This is a genomic window from Spirosoma sp. KNUC1025 (genome assembly GCF_045160025.1).
GTDB lineage: Bacteria > Bacteroidota > Bacteroidia > Cytophagales > Spirosomataceae > Spirosoma.
Genome location: NZ_CP087139.1, coordinates 6,537,693 through 6,559,385, shown reverse-complemented (window position 1 = coordinate 6,559,385; position 21,693 = coordinate 6,537,693). Strand labels below are relative to the sequence as shown.

At 49.6% G+C, this 21,693-nt stretch carries 14 protein-coding genes; 6 read left to right on the top strand and 8 right to left on the bottom strand.

The window, feature by feature from the left end; genetic code table 11:
• Nucleotides 1–14: 14 nt before the first annotated feature.
• The 3 genes from LN737_RS28720 to LN737_RS28710 form a co-directional block, all read right to left on the bottom strand.
• Nucleotides 15–2,453, bottom strand: coding sequence for an ABC transporter permease (locus tag LN737_RS28720; RefSeq protein ID WP_405514359.1), 2,439 nt, complete (start codon nt 2,451–2,453; stop codon nt 15–17).
• Between the two features lie 85 nt (nt 2,454–2,538).
• Entirely contained in the window at nt 2,539–4,959 is a 2,421-nt protein-coding gene (locus tag LN737_RS28715) for an ABC transporter permease (RefSeq protein WP_405514358.1), read from the bottom strand.
• A gap of 94 nt (nt 4,960–5,053) precedes the next feature.
• Nucleotides 5,054–7,471 (bottom strand): ABC transporter permease, encoded by a 2,418-nt coding sequence (locus tag LN737_RS28710; protein ID WP_405514356.1) that lies wholly within the window; start codon nt 7,469–7,471, stop codon nt 5,054–5,056.
• A 43-nt stretch (nt 7,472–7,514) separates the two neighbouring features.
• Here LN737_RS28710 and LN737_RS28705 point away from each other — a divergent pair, with 43 nt between their 5' ends.
• A complete protein-coding gene (locus tag LN737_RS28705) occupies nt 7,515–7,961 on the top strand; it encodes a hypothetical protein (protein WP_405514354.1) in 447 nt (148 codons plus the stop codon).
• Between the two features lie 98 nt (nt 7,962–8,059).
• On the opposite strand, the gene LN737_RS28700 is transcribed toward LN737_RS28705, so the two are convergent.
• Together LN737_RS28700 and LN737_RS28695 are read right to left on the bottom strand one after the other, a co-directional pair.
• The gene (locus LN737_RS28700) at nt 8,060–10,420 is read right to left on the bottom strand and encodes an ABC transporter permease (protein ID WP_405514352.1); all 2,361 of its coding nucleotides are present in this window, start codon (nt 10,418–10,420) and stop codon (nt 8,060–8,062) included.
• A gap of 113 nt (nt 10,421–10,533) precedes the next feature.
• Nucleotides 10,534–11,211: an ABC transporter ATP-binding protein gene (locus LN737_RS28695; protein ID WP_405514350.1), complete on the bottom strand. Its 678-nt coding sequence runs from the start codon at nt 11,209–11,211 to the stop codon at nt 10,534–10,536.
• 77 nt (nt 11,212–11,288) lie between these two features.
• Between LN737_RS28695 and LN737_RS28690 the strand changes: the two genes are divergently transcribed.
• Entirely contained in the window at nt 11,289–11,648 is a 360-nt protein-coding gene (locus LN737_RS28690; protein WP_405514348.1) for a four helix bundle protein, read from the top strand.
• A 75-nt stretch (nt 11,649–11,723) separates the two neighbouring features.
• Here LN737_RS28690 and LN737_RS28685 read toward each other — a convergent pair whose 3' ends face one another.
• Together LN737_RS28685 and LN737_RS28680 are read right to left on the bottom strand one after the other, a co-directional pair.
• Nucleotides 11,724–12,971 carry an efflux RND transporter periplasmic adaptor subunit gene (locus tag LN737_RS28685; protein WP_405514346.1) on the bottom strand — a complete coding sequence of 416 codons (1,248 nt, stop codon included), beginning with the start codon at nt 12,969–12,971 and terminating at the stop codon, nt 11,724–11,726.
• Between the two features lie 188 nt (nt 12,972–13,159).
• Nucleotides 13,160–14,851 carry a glycosyltransferase family 39 protein gene (locus LN737_RS28680; RefSeq protein ID WP_405514344.1) on the bottom strand — a complete coding sequence of 564 codons (1,692 nt, stop codon included), beginning with the start codon at nt 14,849–14,851 and terminating at the stop codon, nt 13,160–13,162.
• A 259-nt stretch (nt 14,852–15,110) separates the two neighbouring features.
• Here LN737_RS28680 and LN737_RS28675 point away from each other — a divergent pair, with 259 nt between their 5' ends.
• Nucleotides 15,111–16,487 (top strand): sigma-54 dependent transcriptional regulator, encoded by a 1,377-nt coding sequence (locus LN737_RS28675; protein ID WP_405514342.1) that lies wholly within the window; start codon nt 15,111–15,113, stop codon nt 16,485–16,487.
• A 79-nt stretch (nt 16,488–16,566) separates the two neighbouring features.
• Here the strand turns inward: LN737_RS28675 and LN737_RS28670 are convergent, their stop codons facing one another.
• On the bottom strand, nt 16,567–17,316 hold the full coding sequence (locus LN737_RS28670; protein ID WP_405514340.1) for a 1-acyl-sn-glycerol-3-phosphate acyltransferase: 750 nt from the start codon (nt 17,314–17,316) through the stop codon (nt 16,567–16,569).
• Nucleotides 17,317–17,498: 182 nt separating this feature from the next.
• Between LN737_RS28670 and LN737_RS28665 the strand changes: the two genes are divergently transcribed.
• The 3 genes from LN737_RS28665 to LN737_RS28655 all read left to right on the top strand — a co-directional run bounded on the left by LN737_RS28665 (nt 17,499) and on the right by LN737_RS28655 (nt 21,459).
• Nucleotides 17,499–18,443: an acyl-ACP desaturase gene (locus tag LN737_RS28665; protein WP_405514338.1), complete on the top strand. Its 945-nt coding sequence runs from the start codon at nt 17,499–17,501 to the stop codon at nt 18,441–18,443.
• Between the two features lie 8 nt (nt 18,444–18,451).
• Nucleotides 18,452–19,819, top strand: coding sequence for a PAS domain-containing sensor histidine kinase (locus LN737_RS28660; protein ID WP_405514336.1), 1,368 nt, complete (start codon nt 18,452–18,454; stop codon nt 19,817–19,819).
• 149 nt (nt 19,820–19,968) lie between these two features.
• Entirely contained in the window at nt 19,969–21,459 is a 1,491-nt protein-coding gene (locus LN737_RS28655; protein ID WP_405514334.1) for a cellulose synthase family protein, read from the top strand.
• The last annotated feature ends 234 nt before the right edge of the window (nt 21,460–21,693 follow it).

Here is a 21,693-nt window from a genome sequence, read left to right as displayed (position 1 = left end):
TCTGCCTGTTCCGTTTATTCCGTTTTCAGTGATTTAACCGGGTTCATCAGCGCAGCTTTGATACTTTGGAAACTGACCGTTAACAGAGCAATACCCACGGCAAGGAATCCGGCCAGGGCAAACATCCACCATTCGAGGTCGATCTTATAGGCAAAATCATCCAGCCAGCGGTCCATGGCGTACCAGGCAATGGGCGAGGCAATCAAAATAGCGATCAGCACCAGCGTCAGGAAATCTTTCGACAGCAGCGCCACCAGACTCGGAATGGAGGCTCCCAGCACTTTTCGGATACCAATTTCTTTCGTACGTAATCGGATGACATACATAGCCAGCCCAAGAAGACCCATACATGCAATGAAAATGGCCAGCATGGCAAATACGCCGAATATCCGCTGAGCAACCTGCTCCGATTGGTAAAGCGCCGTCCAGTCGTTGTCCAGATAGGAGTAATGCAGGGGCTGGTCAGGTAAATAACGTTTCCAGATGGCCTCGATCTGGCTCAGTACGGCGCGGGATTCCGTGTCCCGTACACGCACAACAAGTTGATTGTCGATCTGACGGAAAAGTCGGTTATTTAAAATGAACAACGGACTGATACGTTCGTGCAGGGAGCCAAAGTGAAAGTTGCGAACGATGCCCACAACCGTATACGTAACGGGTGAGGTGCCGCCCTGAGCAAGGTTGTCGGGGCTGGTAATCTGTTTGCCAACTGGATTAGCCAGGCCGATCTGTCGCACAGCTTCTTCGTTCAGAATCACCGACAGCGAGTCGTCGAACTGGCGGCTGAAGGGGCGCCCAGCCAGCATATCCATTTGCATCGTCTGGATGTAGCGTTCATCGATCACGCAGCCACGGCCCGTAACGGTTTCATTCTCGCCGTTTTTGCGAAATGTAATCCCAAAATAGCCTTGATCGCCCGGCGCACTGCTGGTGCCGCCAATGCCCGACACGCCCGATAATTTGGCCACTTCCTGTTTGAAGGCTTCCGTATTTCTGCCGAGAAAAGCAGCACCGTTGAGCTTTATTACCGATTCTTTGGTAAAGCCCAGCTCTTTCTGCTGAATAAAATTCAACTGGCTGAACACCACAACCGTACTGACGATCAGGAGTACCGATATGGCAAACTGAAAGACAACCAGCCCATTCCGAAGCAGATGCCCCTGTCGGGTTGACGAAAATTTACCTTTCAGCACTTTAATCGGCTCAAAGGTCGATAAAACACCGGCTGGATAGCTTCCTGCCAGCAGCCCCACGAAAATGGCTCCGCCCAGCAAGAGCGGCAGCGTTTCCCAGCGTACCAGCGAAAATAGGGTGAGCGTTTTGCCTGCCAGCGTATTAAATGGTGAAATCAGCGCGGCTACCAGCAGTATCGCAATCAGCAAGCTAAAGAGACTTAGCAAGATCGATTCCGTTAGAAACTGAGCGGCCAGCTGACTGGTAGTTGAACCAAGCGATTTCCGGATACCAACCTCGCGGGCCCGGTCTGAAGAGCGGGCCGTAGCCAGATTCATGAAATTGATACAGGCAATCAGCAGGACAAAACCGGCAATAATCGAAAAAATAGTTACCAGCGTTCGACTGCCGTTGGGCTGGTGTTCGGAGTCGAGATGCGAATCGAGGTGAATATTACGTAGCGGCTGCAGGAAATAAAAATAGCCGTTTCCTGATTTCACATAATCACGGTAGGATACCCCAAAAGTACGTTCAACTTCCCCGGCCGCGTATTTTTCTACAACGGCTGGCAGTTTGGCCTGTACGGCTTCGGGGCTGGCGTTAGGACGTAACAGCAGATAGGTATGAGCCGCAAAACTGATATGGTTAGGCGGATTATCCTGGACAAATCCGCGTGTGGATGCCAGGAAATTATACGTAAAATGAGCGTTGTGGAGCGGATCGACGCAAACCCCCGTCACTTCCAGGTTGGGCCCCTGAACAATTTCCAGGATTTTCCCAATCGGATTCGTTTTCCCAAACAGCCGCCGGGCTGTGGTTTGCGTCAGGACAACGGTATTGGGTCGGTTGAGCGCCTGACTGGCCTGACCACGTAGCATAGGCGTTTGAAATACCTGAAAAAAGGTAGAATCAACTCCCAACATGCCCTTCTCCTCAACCGTCCGGCCGTCCAGCTTAAACAACGTCGGCGCATTATTGCCGAAGTCGAATACGCGGGTCGTCTGCTCTATTTCCGGAATTTCTTTCTTGACAGACTGCGCATAGGAAGGCGGGATAATGGCATATTTCGTACTTCGGTCCGGATATTTACGCTCCAGAGCCATCCGGTAAATCCGTTCTCCGTTTGGCCAGTGCTGGTCGTAGCTTAACTCATCCGTTACGTACAAGACAATCAGCAGGCAACAGGCCATGCCAATAGCCAGACCTGTGCTGTTGATGACCGTATTGGCTTTGTGCTTAGCCAGATTCCGCAGCGCGATTTTGAAATAGTTGCGTAGCATAGGTAGGGGAAGAGGAACAGGCAGACGGGAAAAGGAAGTAGGATTATCGTTATTCTTTCTCCCTTTTCCCGTCTGCCTGTTCCTGTTATTCCGTTTTCAGTGATTTAACCGGATTCATCAGAGCGGCTTTGATGCTTTGGAAACTGACTGTGAGCAGCGCAATTGTTATGGACAGAAAGCCCGTTAAGGCGAACATCCACCATTCGACGTTAATCTTATAGGCGAAATCCTTGAGCCACTGATTCATGGCCCACCAGGCAACCGGACTGCCAATCAGAATAGCGATCAGAACCAGTTTCAGGAAATCTTTCGACAGCAGGGCCACTACGTTGGTTATGGAAGCCCCTAATACTTTTCGTACGCCGATCTCTTTGGTACGTCGTTCTATCGTAAACGTAGCCAGCCCCCAGAGACCCAGACAGCAGATGATGAGCGCCAACCCCGCAAATACACGGAGCAGCGTAAACTGCCTCGATTCTTCTTCATACAGTTTCTGTAAGCTTTGATCCAGAAACTCAGCTTCGTACAGCGAGTTCGGATAATGCTCTTTATAAGCCCGTTCGATGGAAGCCATCGTGGCTGGTAAATTTGTTGGCTGCAGCTTCAGCCCAGCCGAAAAATAGTAGTGGGGGAAATTCAGCATCACCACCGGCTGTATCGATTCGCGTAAGGAACTGGCGTGAAAATCGCGTACAACCCCCACAATTTCGGCGGTAATATCATTGAGACCAATCTTAACCCGGCGCCCCAGAATTTTCTCCGGCTTCGCATAACCGAGCGCTTTCACCAGTGCTTCATTGACCACAAATACGTATCGTCGTTGTTCAAAAGGCACTGTTTGTGAAATACTTAGCGTATCGGAATCGGTAAGAAAACGCCCGGCTGCTAGTTTTAGCCCGTATGTCTGGAGGTAATGGGCATCGGCTAGTTTGATGTTGACATTGATACGCTGATTCGGGTTGGCCGGATCGGGGTGCATGCCCGTCGTGAAGTTGTTGTTGGAGGTCGGTGCGCCGATGGCAAAGGAGATCTGCTCAACGCCCGGAATTTCGCTGAGCGAATGGCGAAAGACGTTCAGTTTGCTCTCGGCATCCGGCAGCGACACCGTCACAACGGCATCCCGGTTGAATCCTAAATCTTTTTCGCGGAAAAGCTTCATTTGCTGGTAAATAACCAGTACGCCGACGGCCAGAATGATGGAGATGGAGAACTGAAAAACGACTAGTCCCTGCCGAACCCAGCCCTGACTTCCCCGGCCCACTTCGGCGCGGGACTTCAGTACTTTCACGGGTTTCAGTTTCGCCATGAAAAAAGCAGGATATGTTCCCGCCGATAAGGCCGTCAGCAAGGCCAGCGCCAGCATAAAGCCAGTTACAACCGGACCATCGAAGGCGATTTGCTTTTGCAGGAAGGTGTTGAGCGTAGGCAGTGTCAGATACGAGATGAATACAGCCAGGCTTGCAGAAAACATTGACAGCCAGAACGCTTCGCTCAGAAACTGACCAACCAACTGACTGAACGTAGCGCCGATTACTTTCCGAACACCCACTTCTTTGGCGCGGGTAGTGGCTCGGGCCGTGGCCATATTGACAAAATTGATGCAGGCAATCAGTAAAACGAATAGCCCAATAATCCCAAAAACCCACAGATAAGTAGGAGCGATGGGAGGGACAAACGGAGTGCCTCCAAACTCCGGATTGAGGTGGATGTCTTCAAGCGGCTGTAAGGTTAAATGACGTAAACTGCCCGATCTGTTCTCGTCTTCAAAATACTTTTTAGACGCCTTATCCAGACGGGATGCGTACTGGGCCGGATTTTGGCCTTCGGGCAGGAGCGCATACACGCTACCCGCCGAACGAAGTCCCCATTGCGTAATGTCCCACGACATGTAGGTTTTCAGCGTCTTGTACGACACAATCATGCTCGCATTCAGGTGCGTCTGGGCGGGCATGTCTTCCATAATGCCTGCTACCCGCAGCATGGTTGTTTGCCCAAGCCTAAACGTTTTGCCAATAGGGGCGGTGTTCCCAAAAAAATTGCGGGCCGTACTTTCCGTTAAAATTACCTGATTGGGCTGGTCAAGAATGGCCCGGGCATTACCAACCCGCATGGTCAGCGCAAACAAATCAAACACCTGAGGCTCGGCAAACAGAACCCGATCTTCCGACAGAATTTTTTCAGGCGAAAGAACTACAGAAGTGTTCTCTTCGGCGTGGATACTGGCTACTACTGGCCAGTCCGGGAAATCCGTGCGGATTGCGGCACCCAGCGGATACGGAACAATCCCCGACTTCTCTGTATCGTTGCCGGTTTTCGTAATTTCGTTAATGCGGTAAATTCGATCTCCTACCGGGTGGAAACGGTCGAAACGCCATTCGTACCGGATAAATAGCAGAATGAGCAGACAGGTCGTCAGGCCAAGGGTTAAACCGATCAGGTTTATGCCCGTTGTCGTTGGGTATTTAGCGAGATTCCGCCAGGCGATTTTAAGGTAGTTGATGAGCATAAGGAGGGAGAAAAAGGGAACAGGTAGAAGGGAAAAAGGAGAAGGTATACTATTAAATTGATTCATTCTCCTTTTTCCCTTCTGCCTGTTTCTATCATTCCGTTTTCAGTGATTTAACCGGGTTCATTAGAGCCGCTTTGACGCTTTGGAAACTAACCGTGAGTAGTGCGATGCCAATAGCCAGTACGCCCGCTACGGCAAAGACCCACCATTCAATGTCAATTTTATAGGCGAAATCAGCCAGCCACTTGTCCATGGCGTACCAGGCAATGGGTGAGGCAATGATGATGGCGGCCAGTACGAGTTTGAGAAAATCTTTGGAGAGTAAACCGACAATGCTGGTGACGGATGCGCCCAGCACTTTGCGGACACCAATCTCTTTGGTACGTTGTTGAATGCTAAGCAGGGCAATGGCAAACAGACCCATACACGACAGGACGATAGCAATACCGGCTGCCGATGAAAAAATGTTGGCCAGCCGTTGCTCACGTTTGTACCACCGCTCGGTATTTTCATCGAGGAACGAACCAATAAACTCCTGTTTTGGCGCTATCGATTTCCAGGTCGTTTTAATCGTTTCCATGGCAGCCGTCAGGTTGTGCGGATCGACGCGCACCAGAATGTACTGAATCGGAGAATTATTCTGCATTTGCAGCGTAATGGGCTTGATCTCCTGATGCAGCGAATACAGATTGAAGTCGGCCACTACGCCCACAATCTGAAATTGCCTGGCATCTGGCTTAATGAATTTTCCGACCGGATTGGCTTCGCCCAGGGCTTTCGCCATACTTTGGGTAATGAGCACAGACGTACTGGAATCCGTTCTGAAGGCTGGACTGAAATCACGCCCCTGTAAGAGCTTGATACCCATTGTTTTCAGGTAATCGGTGTCGATACGTAGCCAGTCGCAGGTTACGTCCCGCTTGCCATAAGCAAAGCCGTACATCATGCGCGACGAACTCCCATCCAGCCCGGCGCCAATGTTTACGCCTGAACCCGACACCGCAACAATATTGGGTTGATTGGCGAGCCGGTCGCGCATCGTTTTGAGTGCATCCTTACCGTTGAGTTCGTCGCCGATCGGAATGCTGACCACCTGCTCTTTATCCAACCCCATTGGCCTCTGCTGAAGGTAAGAAATTTGCTGGCGTACAATTAAGGTACATACAATAAGCAGGCAGGCAATAGTAAATTGGGTTACAATCAGTGAATTACGTAGCAGGCCCGGCCGACTCACCTTAACTTTTCCTTTCAGCACTTCGACGGCATTGAACCGGGTTACAAACCAGGACGGATACCCGCCAGCGATGAGGGTGATCAGCAGAAAGCCGAAAGCCGTTATCAGCAGAACCGTTGGCTGTAGAAAGTCGGTAATAGCCAGATGGCTCTGAAACAGGCGATTAAAGGTTGGCAAACTTCCATAAGCCATGCCTAACCCCAGGACCATTGCTACCAGACATAACAACACCGTTTCACCCCAGATTTGGCCGAATAATTGACCCCGCTGCGCACCCAGCGATTTGCGAACGCCCACTTCCCGCGCCCGCGAGAGCGATTGAGCAATGGTCAGGTTGATGAAGTTGATGCAGGCAATAGCCAGAATAAAGAATCCCACAAGCAGGAGGGTAAACACGTAGGTTTTGCTGATGCCAAGGCCCTGCGTTGTTTCGGTGTCGAAATGAACATTCAGTAATGGCTGAAGCATAAGACTCCGCTGAAAGCCCAGTTCATTTTTAGGGTATCCCTGTTCCTGCCGATCCTTGATGTCCTTGGCAAAATATTTATCCATAACGGCCTGCGTGCGCCGTTGAAGGGTTTGCGGATCGGTACCAGCTTTCAGTTTTATGTAAACGTCATGATTACCATGATCCCAACGACCTTTGTTTTCGGCGTAATCGCCCGCATTTTCAGAGCGGATAAACGCGTCATACTCAAAGGATGAGTTTTTCGGCTCGTTGCTCACAACGCCTGTTACGTTGAACGTTTGCCACGAATCGTTCATCCGTAACTGAAGCGGCTTACCCACCGGATCTTCCTTCCCGAAAATGTCTTTCGCCATGGTTTCACTGATGACAATGTCGCTCAGGCTGTTCATGGCCGTTTGAGGGTTGCCTTTCAGCATCGGAAACGTAAACATGGATAGAAAATCAGGGTTAACCATCCTGACATTCTTGTTGAAAGTCTGCTCATTTCGACGAATGCTCGCACTCCGGTTGAACCAGCGCGTTACGCCTTCAATCTCCGGAAACTCCGCTTTGAGTACGGGCAAAATTGGGTACGGCATAGTCGATCCTTTGTCGGGCGTACCGTCGCGGTTGGAGGACAGAAAATACAGGCGGAAAATGCGGTCGGCGTCGGTATGGAATTTGTCGTACGATAATTCAAACGTTGCCGTCAGGAACAGCAGTACGCACGTACCGAACGCCACCGACAGGCCAACGATGTTTATCAGCGTATGCGTCCGGTTTTTCCAGAGGGTCCGGAAGGCGACTTTCAGGTAATTGCGGAACATCTTATTTTGGTTAAATTTGGTCAATAACAAATAGGTTATCAATATGTATCAGCCAGTTCCGTCGTTGCCTTGGGCAGCTCACGATGACGATATGGGCGTTAACGCTCCGCTTCGTCACCAACAGATTATATCAAAGCTACATGTTGAACTAGGCATCCTTTATTACAAAAACGGAAGTATTCCATATGAACCATTGCCAGAAACAATGCTGGCTGAAGGATATGGCAATCCTGTACCTGACCTGCTTTTATTTGACCACAAAGCCGAACAAACCCGGTTGATAATCGAAATCTGTCAGACGAGTGGCGAAAAAAATGATCTATTAAAAGTAATTCGACTAATTGAAGAGAACGATTATGGCATTCTCGAAGGCTTTGTTTACAACTATCGCACCCAGGTCTGGTTTCGCTACCGGAAAGGAGATGGTGGAGTAGCTACGTCCTCTGCCGTTTCCGAAATCCTTCAACTGGACCTGAGTGCATTTCTATAAATCTGTTCTGTTACGTTTACAAAGAATCTGCTCACTGCGAGCAGAAGCCAGCAGCGAGCAGAAAAAGAAAAAGTTAGTTCATTCCGTTTAAGATCAATTTACTCGCTTTTCAGGCTCGTCACCGGATTTGCCATAGCGGCTTTTATGCTCTGATAACTTACTGTCAGAAAGGCGATGATAACAGCCAGCGTGCCAGCAGTTCCGAAAATCCACCAGCTTAGCTGCGTTTGATAAGCGAACGTATCGAGCCATTTGCTCAACGCCCACCACGCCAGTGGCGACGCCAGTAGCAGGGCAACGAAAACCAGTTTCAGAAAATCGGCCGAGAGCAGCCCCACAATATTCGATATGCTGGCACCCAGCACCTTCCGGACACCGATTTCCTTCGTGCGTTGCTCGGCCGTAAAGGCCGCCAGGGCAAACAAACCAAGGCATGAGATCAGAATAGCCAGCACCCCAAAGTAGTTGACGAGCGTATTGACCTGTTGTTCGGCGCGGTACATACCCTCATACTCCTCATCCAGAAAATGATAGTTGAATGGGTAGTTTGGGTTAAATTCTTTGGAAAGTTGCTCCAGATCGGCAATGGTCTGCTGCGTTTGTCCGCTACGTGTTTTAACGAGCAGATAACTGGTGTTCTTTGTGTCGAAACAGAGGATCAATGGTTTAATCGGTTCGTGCAATGAGCTGATATGGAAATCTTTCATCAAACCGATCACCTGACCTTTGCCGGGCCAGAACTTTACTTCTTTCCCGACCGGATTTTTTACGCCCATGAGTTTTGCCGCGGCTTCGTTCATGAGGTAATTAGTCGAATCGGCCAGGCTGCCAGCCCGGAAATCGCGGCCATCCAGTAGCTTGATGTTGAGTGTTTTGATAAAATCACTTCCCACAAACATGCACGATACGTTGGTTTCCAGCTTGGGGTCTTTACCCGGCCAGGTCAGGTCACCCGATGAGGCTTGAATATTAACAGGTAGCAGCATGGATGTAGTGGCTGAAGCAACCGATGGCTTGCGCATTACTTCCTGCCGGAACGCTTCTACATTTTTGGGCTGTGCGATTTCGCCTTCCAAGGGTATATACACTACGTTTTCGCGGTCGAGACCCAGATTTTTTGTTCGGAGGTAGTTCATTTGTTTACCTACCGCCAGCATCCCCACAATCAGGAAAATCGAGAGGGAAAACTGAAAAATAACCAGGGCGCGCCTGAACAGCGCCGGGCCCGTGCCAAACTGCAACCGGCCTTTCAGAATCTTGATCGGCTGGAGCGATGACAGAAACAGCGCCGGGTAACTTCCTGATAGAAAGCCGGTAATTAATACCAGTGCCAGAATGATGAGCCAGAGTGTTGGTTCGCCCAGATTAAGCGTCAACTCCTTACCAAAGACCGTATTGAAAGTCGGTAGTACGTACCAGACTAATCCCACCGCCAGAATTGCCGCCAGCAGACTCGTCAGGACTGACTCGCTCAGGAACTGACCAACCAGCGATGAACGTAACGCACCGACCACCTTCCGGACACCCACTTCTTTGGCCCTCGTCGACGAGCGGGCCGTGGCCAGATTCATAAAGTTGATGCAGGCAATCAGCAGAATGAAGAGCGCAACGATGGCAAAAACACGGACGTATTCGATTCGGCCACCAACGGGCTTCCCATTTTTGTATTCGCCATACAGGTGCAGGTTGGTGATAGGTTGTAGGGTTGGGCGTGCTGTTTCGAAGTTCTTTCCCGCAAAACGCGGATAGATATCCGCCATTGCCATATCGGCCTGGGCGGCAGTCGTGTGAGGTTTTAGCCGGACGTACGTATAAAAGGAATTATTACCCCAGGTTTTCATCCAGTCCTGCTCCTGCACTTTCCAGTTCACCAGCCAATCGAACTGCAAGGAAGAGTTGTGGGGAAGATCCTCAAGGATGGCGCCAACAACGTAGAACTTATCGTTGTCCAACTGCAACGTTTTTCCAAGCGCTAAGCCATTTGGGAAAAATTTGTCTGCTATTTTTTTAGTAATAACGATCTGGTTCGTCTGGCGCAGTGCTGCTTTCGGATTGCCATAAACAGCTGGCAGATCGAACACGCCGAAAAAGTCGTCGGTAACGTAATGCCCTTTTTCCTTAGCCGTTTTTTCGCCTACCTTAATCAGAAATTCGGACCCGTAATTCATCTTGACTACCGCTGCCACTTCCGGTACGTCTTTTGCAATGGCTTCCTGAAGAGGGCCGGGCGTAACGGTGTTTGTGACGGTGTCGCCGGTCTGCGTTGGGAAATTGACCCGAACGTAGTGGATGGCTTCTGCATTGGGCAGGAAGCGATCATAACTAAGTTCATCAAGTACCCAGAGGCCAATCAGCAGACTACAGGCCATGCCCAATGCCAGTCCGAATACATTAATGGACGAATAGAGCTTGTTCTTCAGCAAACTCCGGACAGCAATTTTAAAGTAATTACGGAGCATAAGCTAAGGGAGGAGTAGGGGAAGAAATGGAGGAGGGGGAGGAAAGGGTTATATGTGTTTTCATTATGCCCTTTCGTCCCCCTCTTTCCATTCCTCCCCCTACTCCCTTATTTTTAAACGTGGAAATTTTCCGTCACCACTTTGCCATCGAACAGGTTTACAATGCGGTGGGCAAAACCGGCGTCGTAAGGGGAGTGGGTAACCATGATGATGGTGGTGCCTTCGTCATTAAGTTCACCCAGCAGTTTCATTACTTCTTCCCCGTTTTTCGAGTCGAGGTTACCCGTCGGTTCATCGGCCAGGATCAGCTTGGGTTTCGCCACAACCGCCCGGGCAATAGCGGTCCGTTGCTGCTGTCCGCCTGATAGCTGCTGCGGGAAGTGATTCCGGCGGTGCATGATGCTCATGCGCTCCAGAGCCTCTTCTACGCGTTTTTTGCGTTCATCGGCGGGTGTTTTCAAGTAGAGCAGGGGCAGCTCTACGTTTTCATAAACCGTCAGTTCATCGATCAGGTTAAAGCTCTGAAACACGAAACCAATCGATCCTTTGCGAAGCTGCGCCCGTTGCCGTTCGGTCATTTTCGCAACAGCGGTGCCGTAGAAGTTGTATTCGCCGTCGCTTGGGTTATCCAGCAGGCCAAGGATGTTTAACAGCGTGGATTTTCCACAGCCAGATGGCCCCATAATGGCTACAAATTCGCCATCCTTGACATCCATGTTGATGCCGTTCAGAGCGGTGGTTTCAACTTCTTCGGTAGCGAAGAGTTTCTGAAGGTTAACTGTTTGGATCATAATTTTTTTTTAGGAAAAAGGGTTAAGGGAGAAGGGAAAAAGGATTTACTTGCCCTCTTACAAAACCCACTGTATTTATGGCAAAAATTGAGCAGTTTGAAGATCTGACCGTATGGAAAGAAGGGTTACGTTTAGCTATCGACGTATATAAATCGCTGGCTGAATGCAAAGATTTTAGCCTGCGCGACCAAATTCGCCGGTGTTCTGTATCAGTTCCTTCTAATATTGCTGAAGGATTTGAACATAACTCAAACAAAGAATTTATTCGGTTTCTTCGCATTTCGAAAGGGTCGTCAGGTGAACTTCGAACACAACTTTATATTGCTATTGGCGTCGGACTGCTCGATGAAGAATCAGGAAAAGCTTTGATTAACCAAAGCAGAATAATTTCCCGAATGCTTCAAAGCTTAATAAAAGTCCGGTTAGAAAAATTTTGAAAGAAGCAGGACTAGGACAGAGAGTAGTGAAAGAATAATTACGTTCTTTTTCCCTTCTCCCTATTCCTTTCCTCCTTAAAATTCCAATACCTCATTATCGCCAAAGTTCTCATATGAACTTGTAATCACTTGCTCGCCCGGTTCCAGTCCGCTTAAGACTTCGTAGAATTCCGGATTCTTGCGGCCCAGCGTGATCGGCCGTTTTACGGCCCGTTTGCCGGATTTGTCTACTACGTAAACCCAGTTGCCGCCGGTGTCGGAGAAGAACCCGCCGACGGGCAGTAAGGTAGCTTTAGCAGCTTTGCCCAATTCCAGTTGAATAGGCGACGACTGACCGCGTTTGATTCCTTCAGGGGCTCCACTTGGAAAAATCATATCAACTTCGAAACGCCCACTTTTTACTTCTGGATACACCCGACTGATAGCGAGATCGTGCATCTTGCCGTTGAACTCAAATGAACCTTTCAGCCCCGAAAATACCCGGCTGATGTAATGCTCATCGATACCGACGCGCATTTTGAAACCGTTCAGGTCATCGATCTGGCCAATGTTCTGCCCCCGATTGATGTTTGAGCCAACTTCTACATCAATACTCGACAACTGCCCCGACACCGGCGCTTTAACGACCAGGTTATCCAGCGTCTGTTGCCAAAGAGCCACATTTTTCTGCGTACGTTGCAAGGTGCCCTCTAATTGTTTGATCTGGAACTTCGCATTTTCTTCCTGATACTTCTGCGTTTCGATCTCGATGCTGCGCTGACTGGTCAATCGCTCGTACGCCCGTTTCGCTTTCAGGTAATCTTCTTCCGACACAACCTTATCTTTGTAGAGCTTTTCCTGACGGTCGTAGGTGTCTTTCGCCTGAGAAATCTGAGCATCTACGTCAGCCAGTGTTTTGCGTAGCGTAAAACGTTCGATCTGAATGCGTTGACGGGTATTTTGCAGGTCGTTGACGAGTCGGTTCGCTTCCGTTTCCGATTGCAGGAAGCTCAGTTTCAGGCTTTGGTTCTCAAGCTTCAGCAGTACGTCGCCTTTCTTCACCATATTACCCCCTTCAACAAGTTTCTGCGTAACGTAACCCCCTTCAATGGCATCGAGCCGAATGGTTTTCAGGGGTTGAACTACGCCCGTTACCGCGATGAAATCCTCAAAAGGGCCGGTGGTTACGTCGGAGACAGTTATTTTATCTTTCTCAACATTGAGTTTTGAACGCCTGTCGGCGAAGACGAATGTGTAGGCCAGTAAGCCCAGAATCAGGGCACCTCCTCCAAAAATGGCGATACGTTGAGGTGTCCAAAATCGTTTAGGTAAGACGCGATCCATTGAATTAATAAGCCAATGAGTGAATTAGTGAATGAGCGAATACAGGCGCTCTGAACTCATCAGCCATTATGCCCTGTGCCAATGTCATGCCATTTGAGGGCTATCGTTGATTATCAGATATTTACCTTACCGTATGGTGGCTTTCTTGTCCGCTTTCGGACGTAACGTGTCCGCTTTTGTGCCCGGCGTTACTCACTGATTTCGGCCAGTACGTACGGTTGCAATGTCCGTGAGCGAGTAGCTGGATTCAGAAAATCGTAGGTTAACTGGGTAACATGGAAATACGGAAATACCGCCAGCGTATGAACCGTAAATCCGCGTCTGCTAAGCGAATCGGCCTGTTCGGCGGTTGTAAAGACCTGTTTTCGCCCATGCTGGATTTGTAAATGGAGCGTCGAATCCGTTCGGGCGTAGTACGTTGGTGCATGGGCATTAAATTCATAGGACCAGAAACTACCACCCCCTACACCCGAACCGGGTTCATACAGCACAGTAGGGCTTTTGGCTAGGGATGGTTGTTCATTCGCATACCGGGCGGCTGTCATACCGGCCTGATAGTTCAGAAACGTCGGGTAAAGAAACAAATTCAGGGTGCACATTAATACCAGCATGGCCCCCAGCATTCGACCCGCCAGCGATAGCAGATTGACTGATCGGAAAATTACAAACGTCGCCAACGTAATGATCACAACCCAACTGATGGCACTTGTTACCTGGTTAGGCTGAACAAGCAGTAGCAAGCCAATCGTTAGTACGGCCATCAGCAGGCCAATGACTGTTTGTCCGATGGTCCACCGGCGCAGGGCAACCGGCGATAGATTGACCAGAAACTGCGCGGTTAGAATAGCGTAAAAAGGAAAAACAATATTCAGGTAATGGGGCAGCTGGAAGCCCGATAACGAAAACAGGACAAACGTGGCCAGTCCCGATCCCAGCGATACGTACTCCGGTAGGAATCGATTACGTTTGACCAGATTAGTTAAAGCTTTTCCAATACTTATATAGAGTGGTAAAGACCAGGGTAGAAAAGCCCATAGTAACGTATGGACAAAGAAAAATTTATCACCTTCGCCCTTTATTGGGCCGGTATTGAAGAAGCGGCCGAACTGGCTATCCCAGAAGAAAAAACGCACACCTGATACGCCGGTCTTGCCGAAAATGACCTTCTCCGGATGCAGATCAAACTGCTGGTATAAACAATAAATTTCGGGCAAAGTAAACAGGAACGACAGCGCTACCGCTACGTACCAGCGGGGTTTCAGCAGTTCGCGCCAGTGATCGGTCAGGAGCCAGTGTAAAATCAGTCCGGCGCCAATTGGTACAAGCACGAAGCAACCTTTTGTCATGATGGCGCATCCTGTCAAAAACGAACCGACAATCAGATGCAAAACGGAACTTCGGCTATTCAGGAAAACCCGATAAAAATGATAAACCGCCCCAATGATGAGTGGCATCAGATAAGGCTCTGCCCGAACGTCGCTGTTCGACAGAACCCCATGAAAGGCCGTCAGGAGCACCAGGGTAGCCACCTGAGCCACTAGTTTTGAATAAGTAAGGCGAGCAAACTGATACGTATATACTACGCTACCCAGAAAAAACAGGAGGGCTGGAAACTTGTAGGCAAACGTATTGATGCCAAAAATTCGGTAACTTATGGCCACTATCCAGAACGGAAAATGAGGTTTGTCGAGCCAGTCGGCTCCAACGGCGTAAAGGTTCACAAAATCGCCGGATTGAGCCATTGTTTTGGCGATGCAGGCATACAATGCACCATCGAGTTCCATAACGGGCGGAAACAGGCCAGTTGCATTGAGAACGATGCCAACCGCAACCAGGGCGTAAAACCAGCGGTTGTCAAAGGGAAGAGACGTATCAGACATGTAGAACGGTCCGTCGGTACGGGTATTGACTTGTCATTACGTTTGTATTCGTTGCTGTCAGGCGACTGCTCCGCCGAAACCCAAGATGGTTTGGCCACTGCTGACAATCGCTGACCACCCAATGGAAATAATGACCATCTAATGACAAGAAATGACCGCTTAACGACTTTTATACAGACAAAGTACGTAAGAAAAGCGTAATTCGTTGTTGAATCAGCACAGCCGTGCAACAAATCCTTCAAGCTATTATCTTTAGTGTATGCAAGATGCTAAACTCCTACTCGTCGACGATGATCCCGACGTTTTGTTAGCCGCCCGATTGCTGCTAAAGCGTCATGTTAGTGCGGTGGATATAGAAAAGAATCCCGAAAAGCTTCCGTTTCTGCTGAATAATAATCGCTACGATGCCATTGTGCTGGATATGAATTTTCAGCGTGATGTAAGCAGCGGCCGAGAGGGATTTGCCTGGCTCGACCGTATTCTGGATATTGACCCCAATGCGCGGGTTGTATTGTTTACTGCCTACGGCGACGTTGAAATGGCGGTCAGAGCGATCAAGGCTGGCGCGGTTGATTTTGTCCTGAAGCCCTGGCAGAACGATAAATTTCTGGACACAATCCGGGGAGCCGTTGAAGGACGGAAGGCCGATAAGGATGATCCCAAAAAAGAAAAAAACGGGAAGGAGCAGCCCGATAAAAAATCGACGAAACAGACGAATATCATCGGTTCGGCTATGCGCCCGATTCTCGATACGGTCGAACAGGTAGCTCCAACCGATGCGAACGTACTGATTCTGGGCGAAAATGGTACGGGGAAAGATTTGATTGCACGGGCCATTCATGAGCAGTCGCACCGAAGTGATAAGCCGTTTGTAAGTATCGACGTTGGTGCCCTGACCGAAAGTTTATTCGAGAGCGAACTGTTTGGACACGTAAAAGGCGCCTTTACCGATGCCCGCGACGACCGGGCCGGGCGGTTTGAAGAAGCCAACGGCGGCACTATTTTTCTCGATGAAATTGGTAATCTCACTCCTTCTCAGCAGGCTCGTCTTTTAACGGTTTTACAACAGCGGCAGGTAACAAGGGTTGGTTCCAACAAAGCCCGGCAGATCGATGTGCGGCTCATTTGTGCCACCAACGCTGATCTGAACGAACGGGTAGCTGAACGGCAGTTCCGGCAGGATTTACTGTACCGGATTAATACCATCGAACTTCATTTGCCACCTCTGCGGGAGCGTCCGAGCGATATCGGTCCGCTGGCTGAATTCTTCCTGAAAAAATACGCAAAGCAGTACAATCGCTCCGTGTCGGGATTAAGTCCAGCTTTACTGGCTGAGATGAAGCAGTACCGTTGGCCGGGTAATGTGCGGGAGTTGCAGCATGCCGTTGAGCGCGCCGTTATCCTGGCCCGTCCCGAACTGACACCGGGTACGTTGCTGGAACCGAGCAATTTCGTGTTCAAAAATGGAGCGGCTGCGGCCTCACCAGTAAACGAGACCTTGCAGCTGGAAGATATGGAGCGGCAGTTGATTCAGCAGGCTATGCAAAAGCATCGGGGAAGCATTACCGACGTAGCGCGTGAACTGGGCCTATCGCGGCAGGCCTTGTACCGGCGGCTGGAGAAATTCGGACTTTAGGGGTTTCTATTTTAGACGATCCAACAGCAGCGTTAAAATTTGTTTTTACAAAATACTGGGCAGAAGATAGGCTGGTAAGTCAGACTTTGACAAAACCTAATTCTGCGCCAATGGCTTCCTGCGCTGCCCGTACAACCTCTTCGGGCGTTTGTCCGGCGGGTTCAATACCCGGCAGGACGGTCCACGACATTCGCGAAAACGAAGTTAAGGGAAAGAGCCCTTTTGGATTAAAGGACCTCGTTCCACGAATGGCAATAGGAACAACAAGCGCACTGGGCGCGCGTTTCAGCAACGTAGCGACACCACCCGTAACGAACGGACGCATTTCGCCGGTAACGGAGCGAGTTCTTGTGCCTTCCGGGAAAATAACGGCTGAATGATTCGTTTGCTGAATAAGCTTTCCTAAACGGGCAATCTCGACAATCGCCTGTTTGGGGTCTTTGCGATCAATAAGGGCAGCCCCACTTTTACGCAGATTATACGACACGCCGGGAATGCCATGCGCTAATTCAATTTTTGATACAAAAACAGGCGTGTGCCGACGTAGAAACCAGATGATCGGTGAGATGTCGAACATGCTCTGGTGGTTGGCTACGAATATAATTGGCCGGTTTAGGGGGAGGTCAGGGCGGTCGTTGAATTGAATACGGCTTCCTGTCAGATACCAGCCATAGGAGATGAAGGCATTCATCCAGTCGACGGATTTCTTATGGGCTTCTTTCCCAAATCCATGAAACGCAATGACCTGAGCAACATGGAAAACAACCAGTACTAATCCGAAATAAAGCAGGTATATACCGCTTAGAACGTAATCCAACAGTTTTTTCATACGAAACATCACCACGATTCAATTCCCAAAATTAGTGAACCACTGATTTTTATCAGGCAGAAAAACACGGATTGAACTAATTCGAACGGTTATATTGCCGAACTTTACGTAATAGTTGGATTTATCGTTCATTTTCTGAGTTAATTACTTACATGAGTTTACCAGGTACACGTTTGGAGGTTATGCGATTCATCGGCGAAAAGATCGATGAGTCCATTGATCAGTTTCTTAAACCAATTGAGAAATATTGGCAACCGGCCGACCTGCTGCCTGATACAACCAAAGAAACGTTCATTGACGAAGTGAAGCTCCTGCGCGAAAGTTGTCGGGAGCTGTCGTACGATTATATAGCCGTGTTGATTGGCGATACCATCACGGAGGAGGCCCTGCCCACCTACGAATCGTGGCTGATGGATATGGACGGCATCGAGCAGGGAAACCCGCATGGCTGGACTCGCTGGATTCGGAACTGGACAGCCGAAGAGAACCGGCATGGTGATTTGCTCAATAAATTCCTCTATCTGTCGGGGCGGGTGAACATGCATGCCATGGAGGTATCAACGCAGTATCTGATTGCGGATGGCTTCGATATTGGTACGGGCCGCGATCCGTACCGCAATTTCGTGTATACGTCCTTCCAGGAGCTGGCTACCAACGTATCGCACCGCCGAACCGCTACGCTCGCCAAGCAGGCCGGTTGCAACCAGCTGTCGAAAATTTGCGGAGTGATTGCGTCCGATGAGATGCGCCACGCCAAAGCTTATAAAGCATTTGTCCAGCAAATTTTCGAGGTCGATACCTCCGAAATGATGCTGGCTTTTGAGGACATGATGCGGAAGAAAATCGTTATGCCCGCTCACTTTCTGCGCGAAACAGGCGTAAAAATTGGTGAAACGTTCAGCCATTTTTCCGACGCTGCTCAGCGCTTAGGCGTGTATACCACCCATGATTATATCGACATTGCCGAATCGTTATTGGTTGACTGGCAAATCGACTCGATTACAGGCCTCAACGACGCTGGCCAACGGGCTCGCGATTATCTGATGGCCTTGCCTACCCGCTTGCGCCGGGTGGCGGAGCGCACCAAAATTCCGGCGCTCGAATACCCGTTTAGCTGGATTGCCTGATCTGATTTATGGACCGTTTCGCCCTTGGTATCGGCTGGCGTATTGTCAGTATCTGCGTACTGACGAGTGCGGTCACCTACGTCTATCTTCAGGAAAATAGCGGACTGTTGCTGTTCCCGCTCGTTTGCGCTGATTTATTCTTTGCCCTGAATCTTTACCGATACGTTACTAGCTTGAACCGCAAGCTGACGCGGTTTCTGGAATCGGTACGTTATTCCGACTTTGCCGTGGCGTTCCGGGCCGATAGTAATCTTGGCCCTACCTTTCATGAATTAAACGACCAGTTCAATGAAGTGCTGGATGCTTTCCGACAGGCAAGGGCCGAAAAAGAAGCGAATCTTCATTACGTCAATACTATTGTTCAGCACGTAAATGTTGGGCTGCTAACCTTCGATTCTGCCGGACAGGTGGAGCTGGTCAATCAAACGGCTTTGCGGTTACTGGGTATATACCGACTCCGTACGCTCAACGATCTCAACAGTACGAACCCCGATCTGGCAGAGCTATTACGAACGGCCGCCGTTTCGCCAACACCCGTATCGTACCAGACCGGGCATGATGGCGAACTATCGGTACGTTGTACGGCGGTGAGGTTGCGGGGCCGTTTAGTAACGGTCGTATCGATGCAGAACATCCGTACGGAGTTGCAGCAGCGCGAACTCGATGCCTGGCAGAACCTGACAAAAGTGTTGCGCCACGAAATCATGAACTCCATTACGCCCATTGTGTCGCTGGCTGGTACGATGCGTGATATTGTCGAAACGGATTTGGTGCCCCTGGCTGCCCCTTCCAACGAAGAGAGTCAGGCGTTGATTTTACCATCGTACGTGGGCGAATCCATCAATGACCTGCGCGACGCTCTGACCACCATCGAACAGCGAGGAGCTGGTGTTATGCAGTTTGTGGATGCGTACCGAAATTTTACCACGATTCCACAACCTATTTTTGCCGACGTTCCGGTTGAGCAGCTGTTACGTACGGTGGTTCAGTTGGCGCAGGCCAATGCGCCCAAAGCGCACATTACCTGCAAGGTTTCGTCGCCAAATCTGGCCATTCGGGCTGATGCCGCTCAGATCGAAATGGTCCTGATTAATTTGATCAAAAATGCCGTTGAGAGTCTGCCGAAAACGCAGGTTCCGGTTATTCAGCTTGAGGCCGAGTCGACGGGGCCGCGCGTCATTATACGTGTAATCGACAACGGGCCCGGTATTGAACCCGAAGCGCTGGAGCAGATTTTTATCCCCTTCTACACCACCAAGAAAACCGGCTCCGGTATTGGCCTGAGTTTGTCGCGGCAGATTATGCAGCTCCACAATGGCCAGCTGACGGCCGAATCGACACCCGGCGCGGGCAGTACGTTCAACCTGCTTTTCTAGCTGGAAATGCGCCCAGTCTAACAACGACTTCCGGACAAAGCCGCCCCGGTAGGTCACTTCGCTTAACCATTTGCTTACACACTGAGTTACCTCGGGTACTAAGCCAGCAGGCTATTAGGCAATGTTAGTAAACTTTACTTCTCATACGTATGGAAATCCTGGTCCTATTGTTATATGGACTGGCACTGATGCTGTTGTTTCTGTACAATTGCGGTCAGTTAAGCCTCATTATTATTTATATCCGTTCGGAACGGGAGCGTCGGAAAATGGCTCAATCGATCAACACGACTCCTTCCGACGAATTACCCCGCGTTACGGTTCAATTGCCTGTTTACAATGAGTTATACGTAGTGGAGCGACTGATTGATGCGGTTGTTCAGCTACAGTATCCAAAAGATAAGCTTGACATTCAGCTGCTCGATGACTCCTCGGACGAGACCGTGGAGCTGATTGCAGAAAAAGTAAAAGTCTACAAAGAGCAGGGATTTGACATTGAGCACATTCGCCGTCCGGAACGAAAAGGATTCAAAGCGGGTGCGCTGGCTTATGGCCTTGAGTTTGCCAAAGGTGAGTTTATCGCCATTTTCGACGCCGATTTTGTACCCGACCCCGAATTTCTCAGGAAAACAATCCCCCATTTTTCTGACCCGAAAGTAGCGATAGTCCAGACCCGCTGGGAGCACCTGAATGAAGAATTCTCGCTGATGACGCAATTGCAGGCATTTGGGCTTAATGCGCATTTCACCATTGAACAGAGCGGGCGTCATGCAGCTGGTTTTCTGGCTAACTTCAACGGTACGGGGGGCGTTTGGCGTAAAGCGGCCATTGCGGATGCAGGCGGCTGGCAGAGCGATACGTTAACGGAAGACCTGGATTTAAGCTACCGGGCTCAGTTGCGCGGCTGGAAGTTTGTATATCGGGAAGACATTGGCTCACCTGCCGAGCTGCCGGTTGCCATGAATGCGCTGAAGTCGCAGCAATATCGCTGGATGAAAGGCGCTGCCGAATGTGCCCGGAAATTGTTTGGCAAAGTGCTCCGAACGCCGGGTATATCCTTTACGATGAAACTTCATGCGTTTTTTCACTTATTCAGCAGCGCTACGTTTATTCTGGTGCTGATTCTCGGCGTAATGAGCGTACCGCTGATCTACATCCGTAGCCAGCATCCCGAATGGGAGTGGGTGTTTTTTATTATCAACTTGTTTCAGTTCAACCTGTTGATTCTCATAACCTTTTACGGCATTCCGCTCTGGTTCCTGAAACCGTCCTCAAAGACGCGGTTGATGTGGTATTTCCCGATGTACTCGTCACTGATGATGGGCTTGTCGCTGCATAACACAATAGCCGTTATTGAAGGCTACCTGGGGCGTAAAACACCGTTTATACGAACACCAAAATTCAACGTAAAAACAGCCGCTGATCGGTGGGATTCCAATAAATACGTAAGTCGCAAACTAAACTGGCTGACGGTGATGGAAGGGCTTTTGTCCCTCTATTTCCTGGGCGGGCTGGCACTGGCGGTGTATATTCAGGACTTTCGTATGTTTTTTCTGCACATCATGCTCATGGTAGGGTTCGGTATGGTATTTCTTTATTCACTCGTGCAGAACAGAAGTCGTCCAGTTCAGGTAATCGGCTGATAGTCAGTAATTAATTAGTTATAAGATATTCGTTCACATAGAACCATAGGTAATTGCATGGTATAAATCGAGGGCATTCAGTAATATTATTGGTAGATCATACGCTAATTCTTATTTTTACAGTCCGTATTTGTAAAATAGAAAATAGCCTAAGATTATCGTTTAAAAATTCTATCGTTCAATTAGACGATTGGTCGGTTTTCGGCCGTTTGATAGAAGAACACACCGTATACT

Excerpts from the sequence above, each read along its gene's own strand:
- LN737_RS28720 (WP_405514359.1), bottom strand. The coding sequence starts at position 2,453 with ATGCTACGCAACTATTTCAAAATCGCGCTGCGGAATCTGGCTAAGCAC.
- LN737_RS28685 (WP_405514346.1), bottom strand. The coding sequence starts at position 12,971 with ATGGATCGCGTCTTACCTAAACGATTTTGGACACCTCAACGTATCGCC.
- LN737_RS28675 (WP_405514342.1), top strand. The coding sequence starts at position 15,111 with ATGCAAGATGCTAAACTCCTACTCGTCGACGATGATCCCGACGTTTTG.
- LN737_RS28705 (WP_405514354.1), top strand. The coding sequence starts at position 7,515 with ATGTATCAGCCAGTTCCGTCGTTGCCTTGGGCAGCTCACGATGACGAT.
- LN737_RS28715 (WP_405514358.1), bottom strand. The coding sequence starts at position 4,959 with ATGCTCATCAACTACCTTAAAATCGCCTGGCGGAATCTCGCTAAATAC.
- LN737_RS28695 (WP_405514350.1), bottom strand. The coding sequence starts at position 11,211 with ATGATCCAAACAGTTAACCTTCAGAAACTCTTCGCTACCGAAGAAGTT.
- LN737_RS28660 (WP_405514336.1), top strand. The coding sequence starts at position 18,452 with ATGGACCGTTTCGCCCTTGGTATCGGCTGGCGTATTGTCAGTATCTGC.
- LN737_RS28670 (WP_405514340.1), bottom strand. The coding sequence starts at position 17,316 with ATGAAAAAACTGTTGGATTACGTTCTAAGCGGTATATACCTGCTTTAT.
- LN737_RS28690 (WP_405514348.1), top strand. The coding sequence starts at position 11,289 with ATGGCAAAAATTGAGCAGTTTGAAGATCTGACCGTATGGAAAGAAGGG.
- LN737_RS28665 (WP_405514338.1), top strand. The coding sequence starts at position 17,499 with ATGCGATTCATCGGCGAAAAGATCGATGAGTCCATTGATCAGTTTCTT.
- LN737_RS28700 (WP_405514352.1), bottom strand. The coding sequence starts at position 10,420 with ATGCTCCGTAATTACTTTAAAATTGCTGTCCGGAGTTTGCTGAAGAAC.
- LN737_RS28655 (WP_405514334.1), top strand. The coding sequence starts at position 19,969 with ATGGAAATCCTGGTCCTATTGTTATATGGACTGGCACTGATGCTGTTG.
- LN737_RS28710 (WP_405514356.1), bottom strand. The coding sequence starts at position 7,471 with ATGTTCCGCAATTACCTGAAAGTCGCCTTCCGGACCCTCTGGAAAAAC.
- LN737_RS28680 (WP_405514344.1), bottom strand. The coding sequence starts at position 14,851 with ATGTCTGATACGTCTCTTCCCTTTGACAACCGCTGGTTTTACGCCCTG.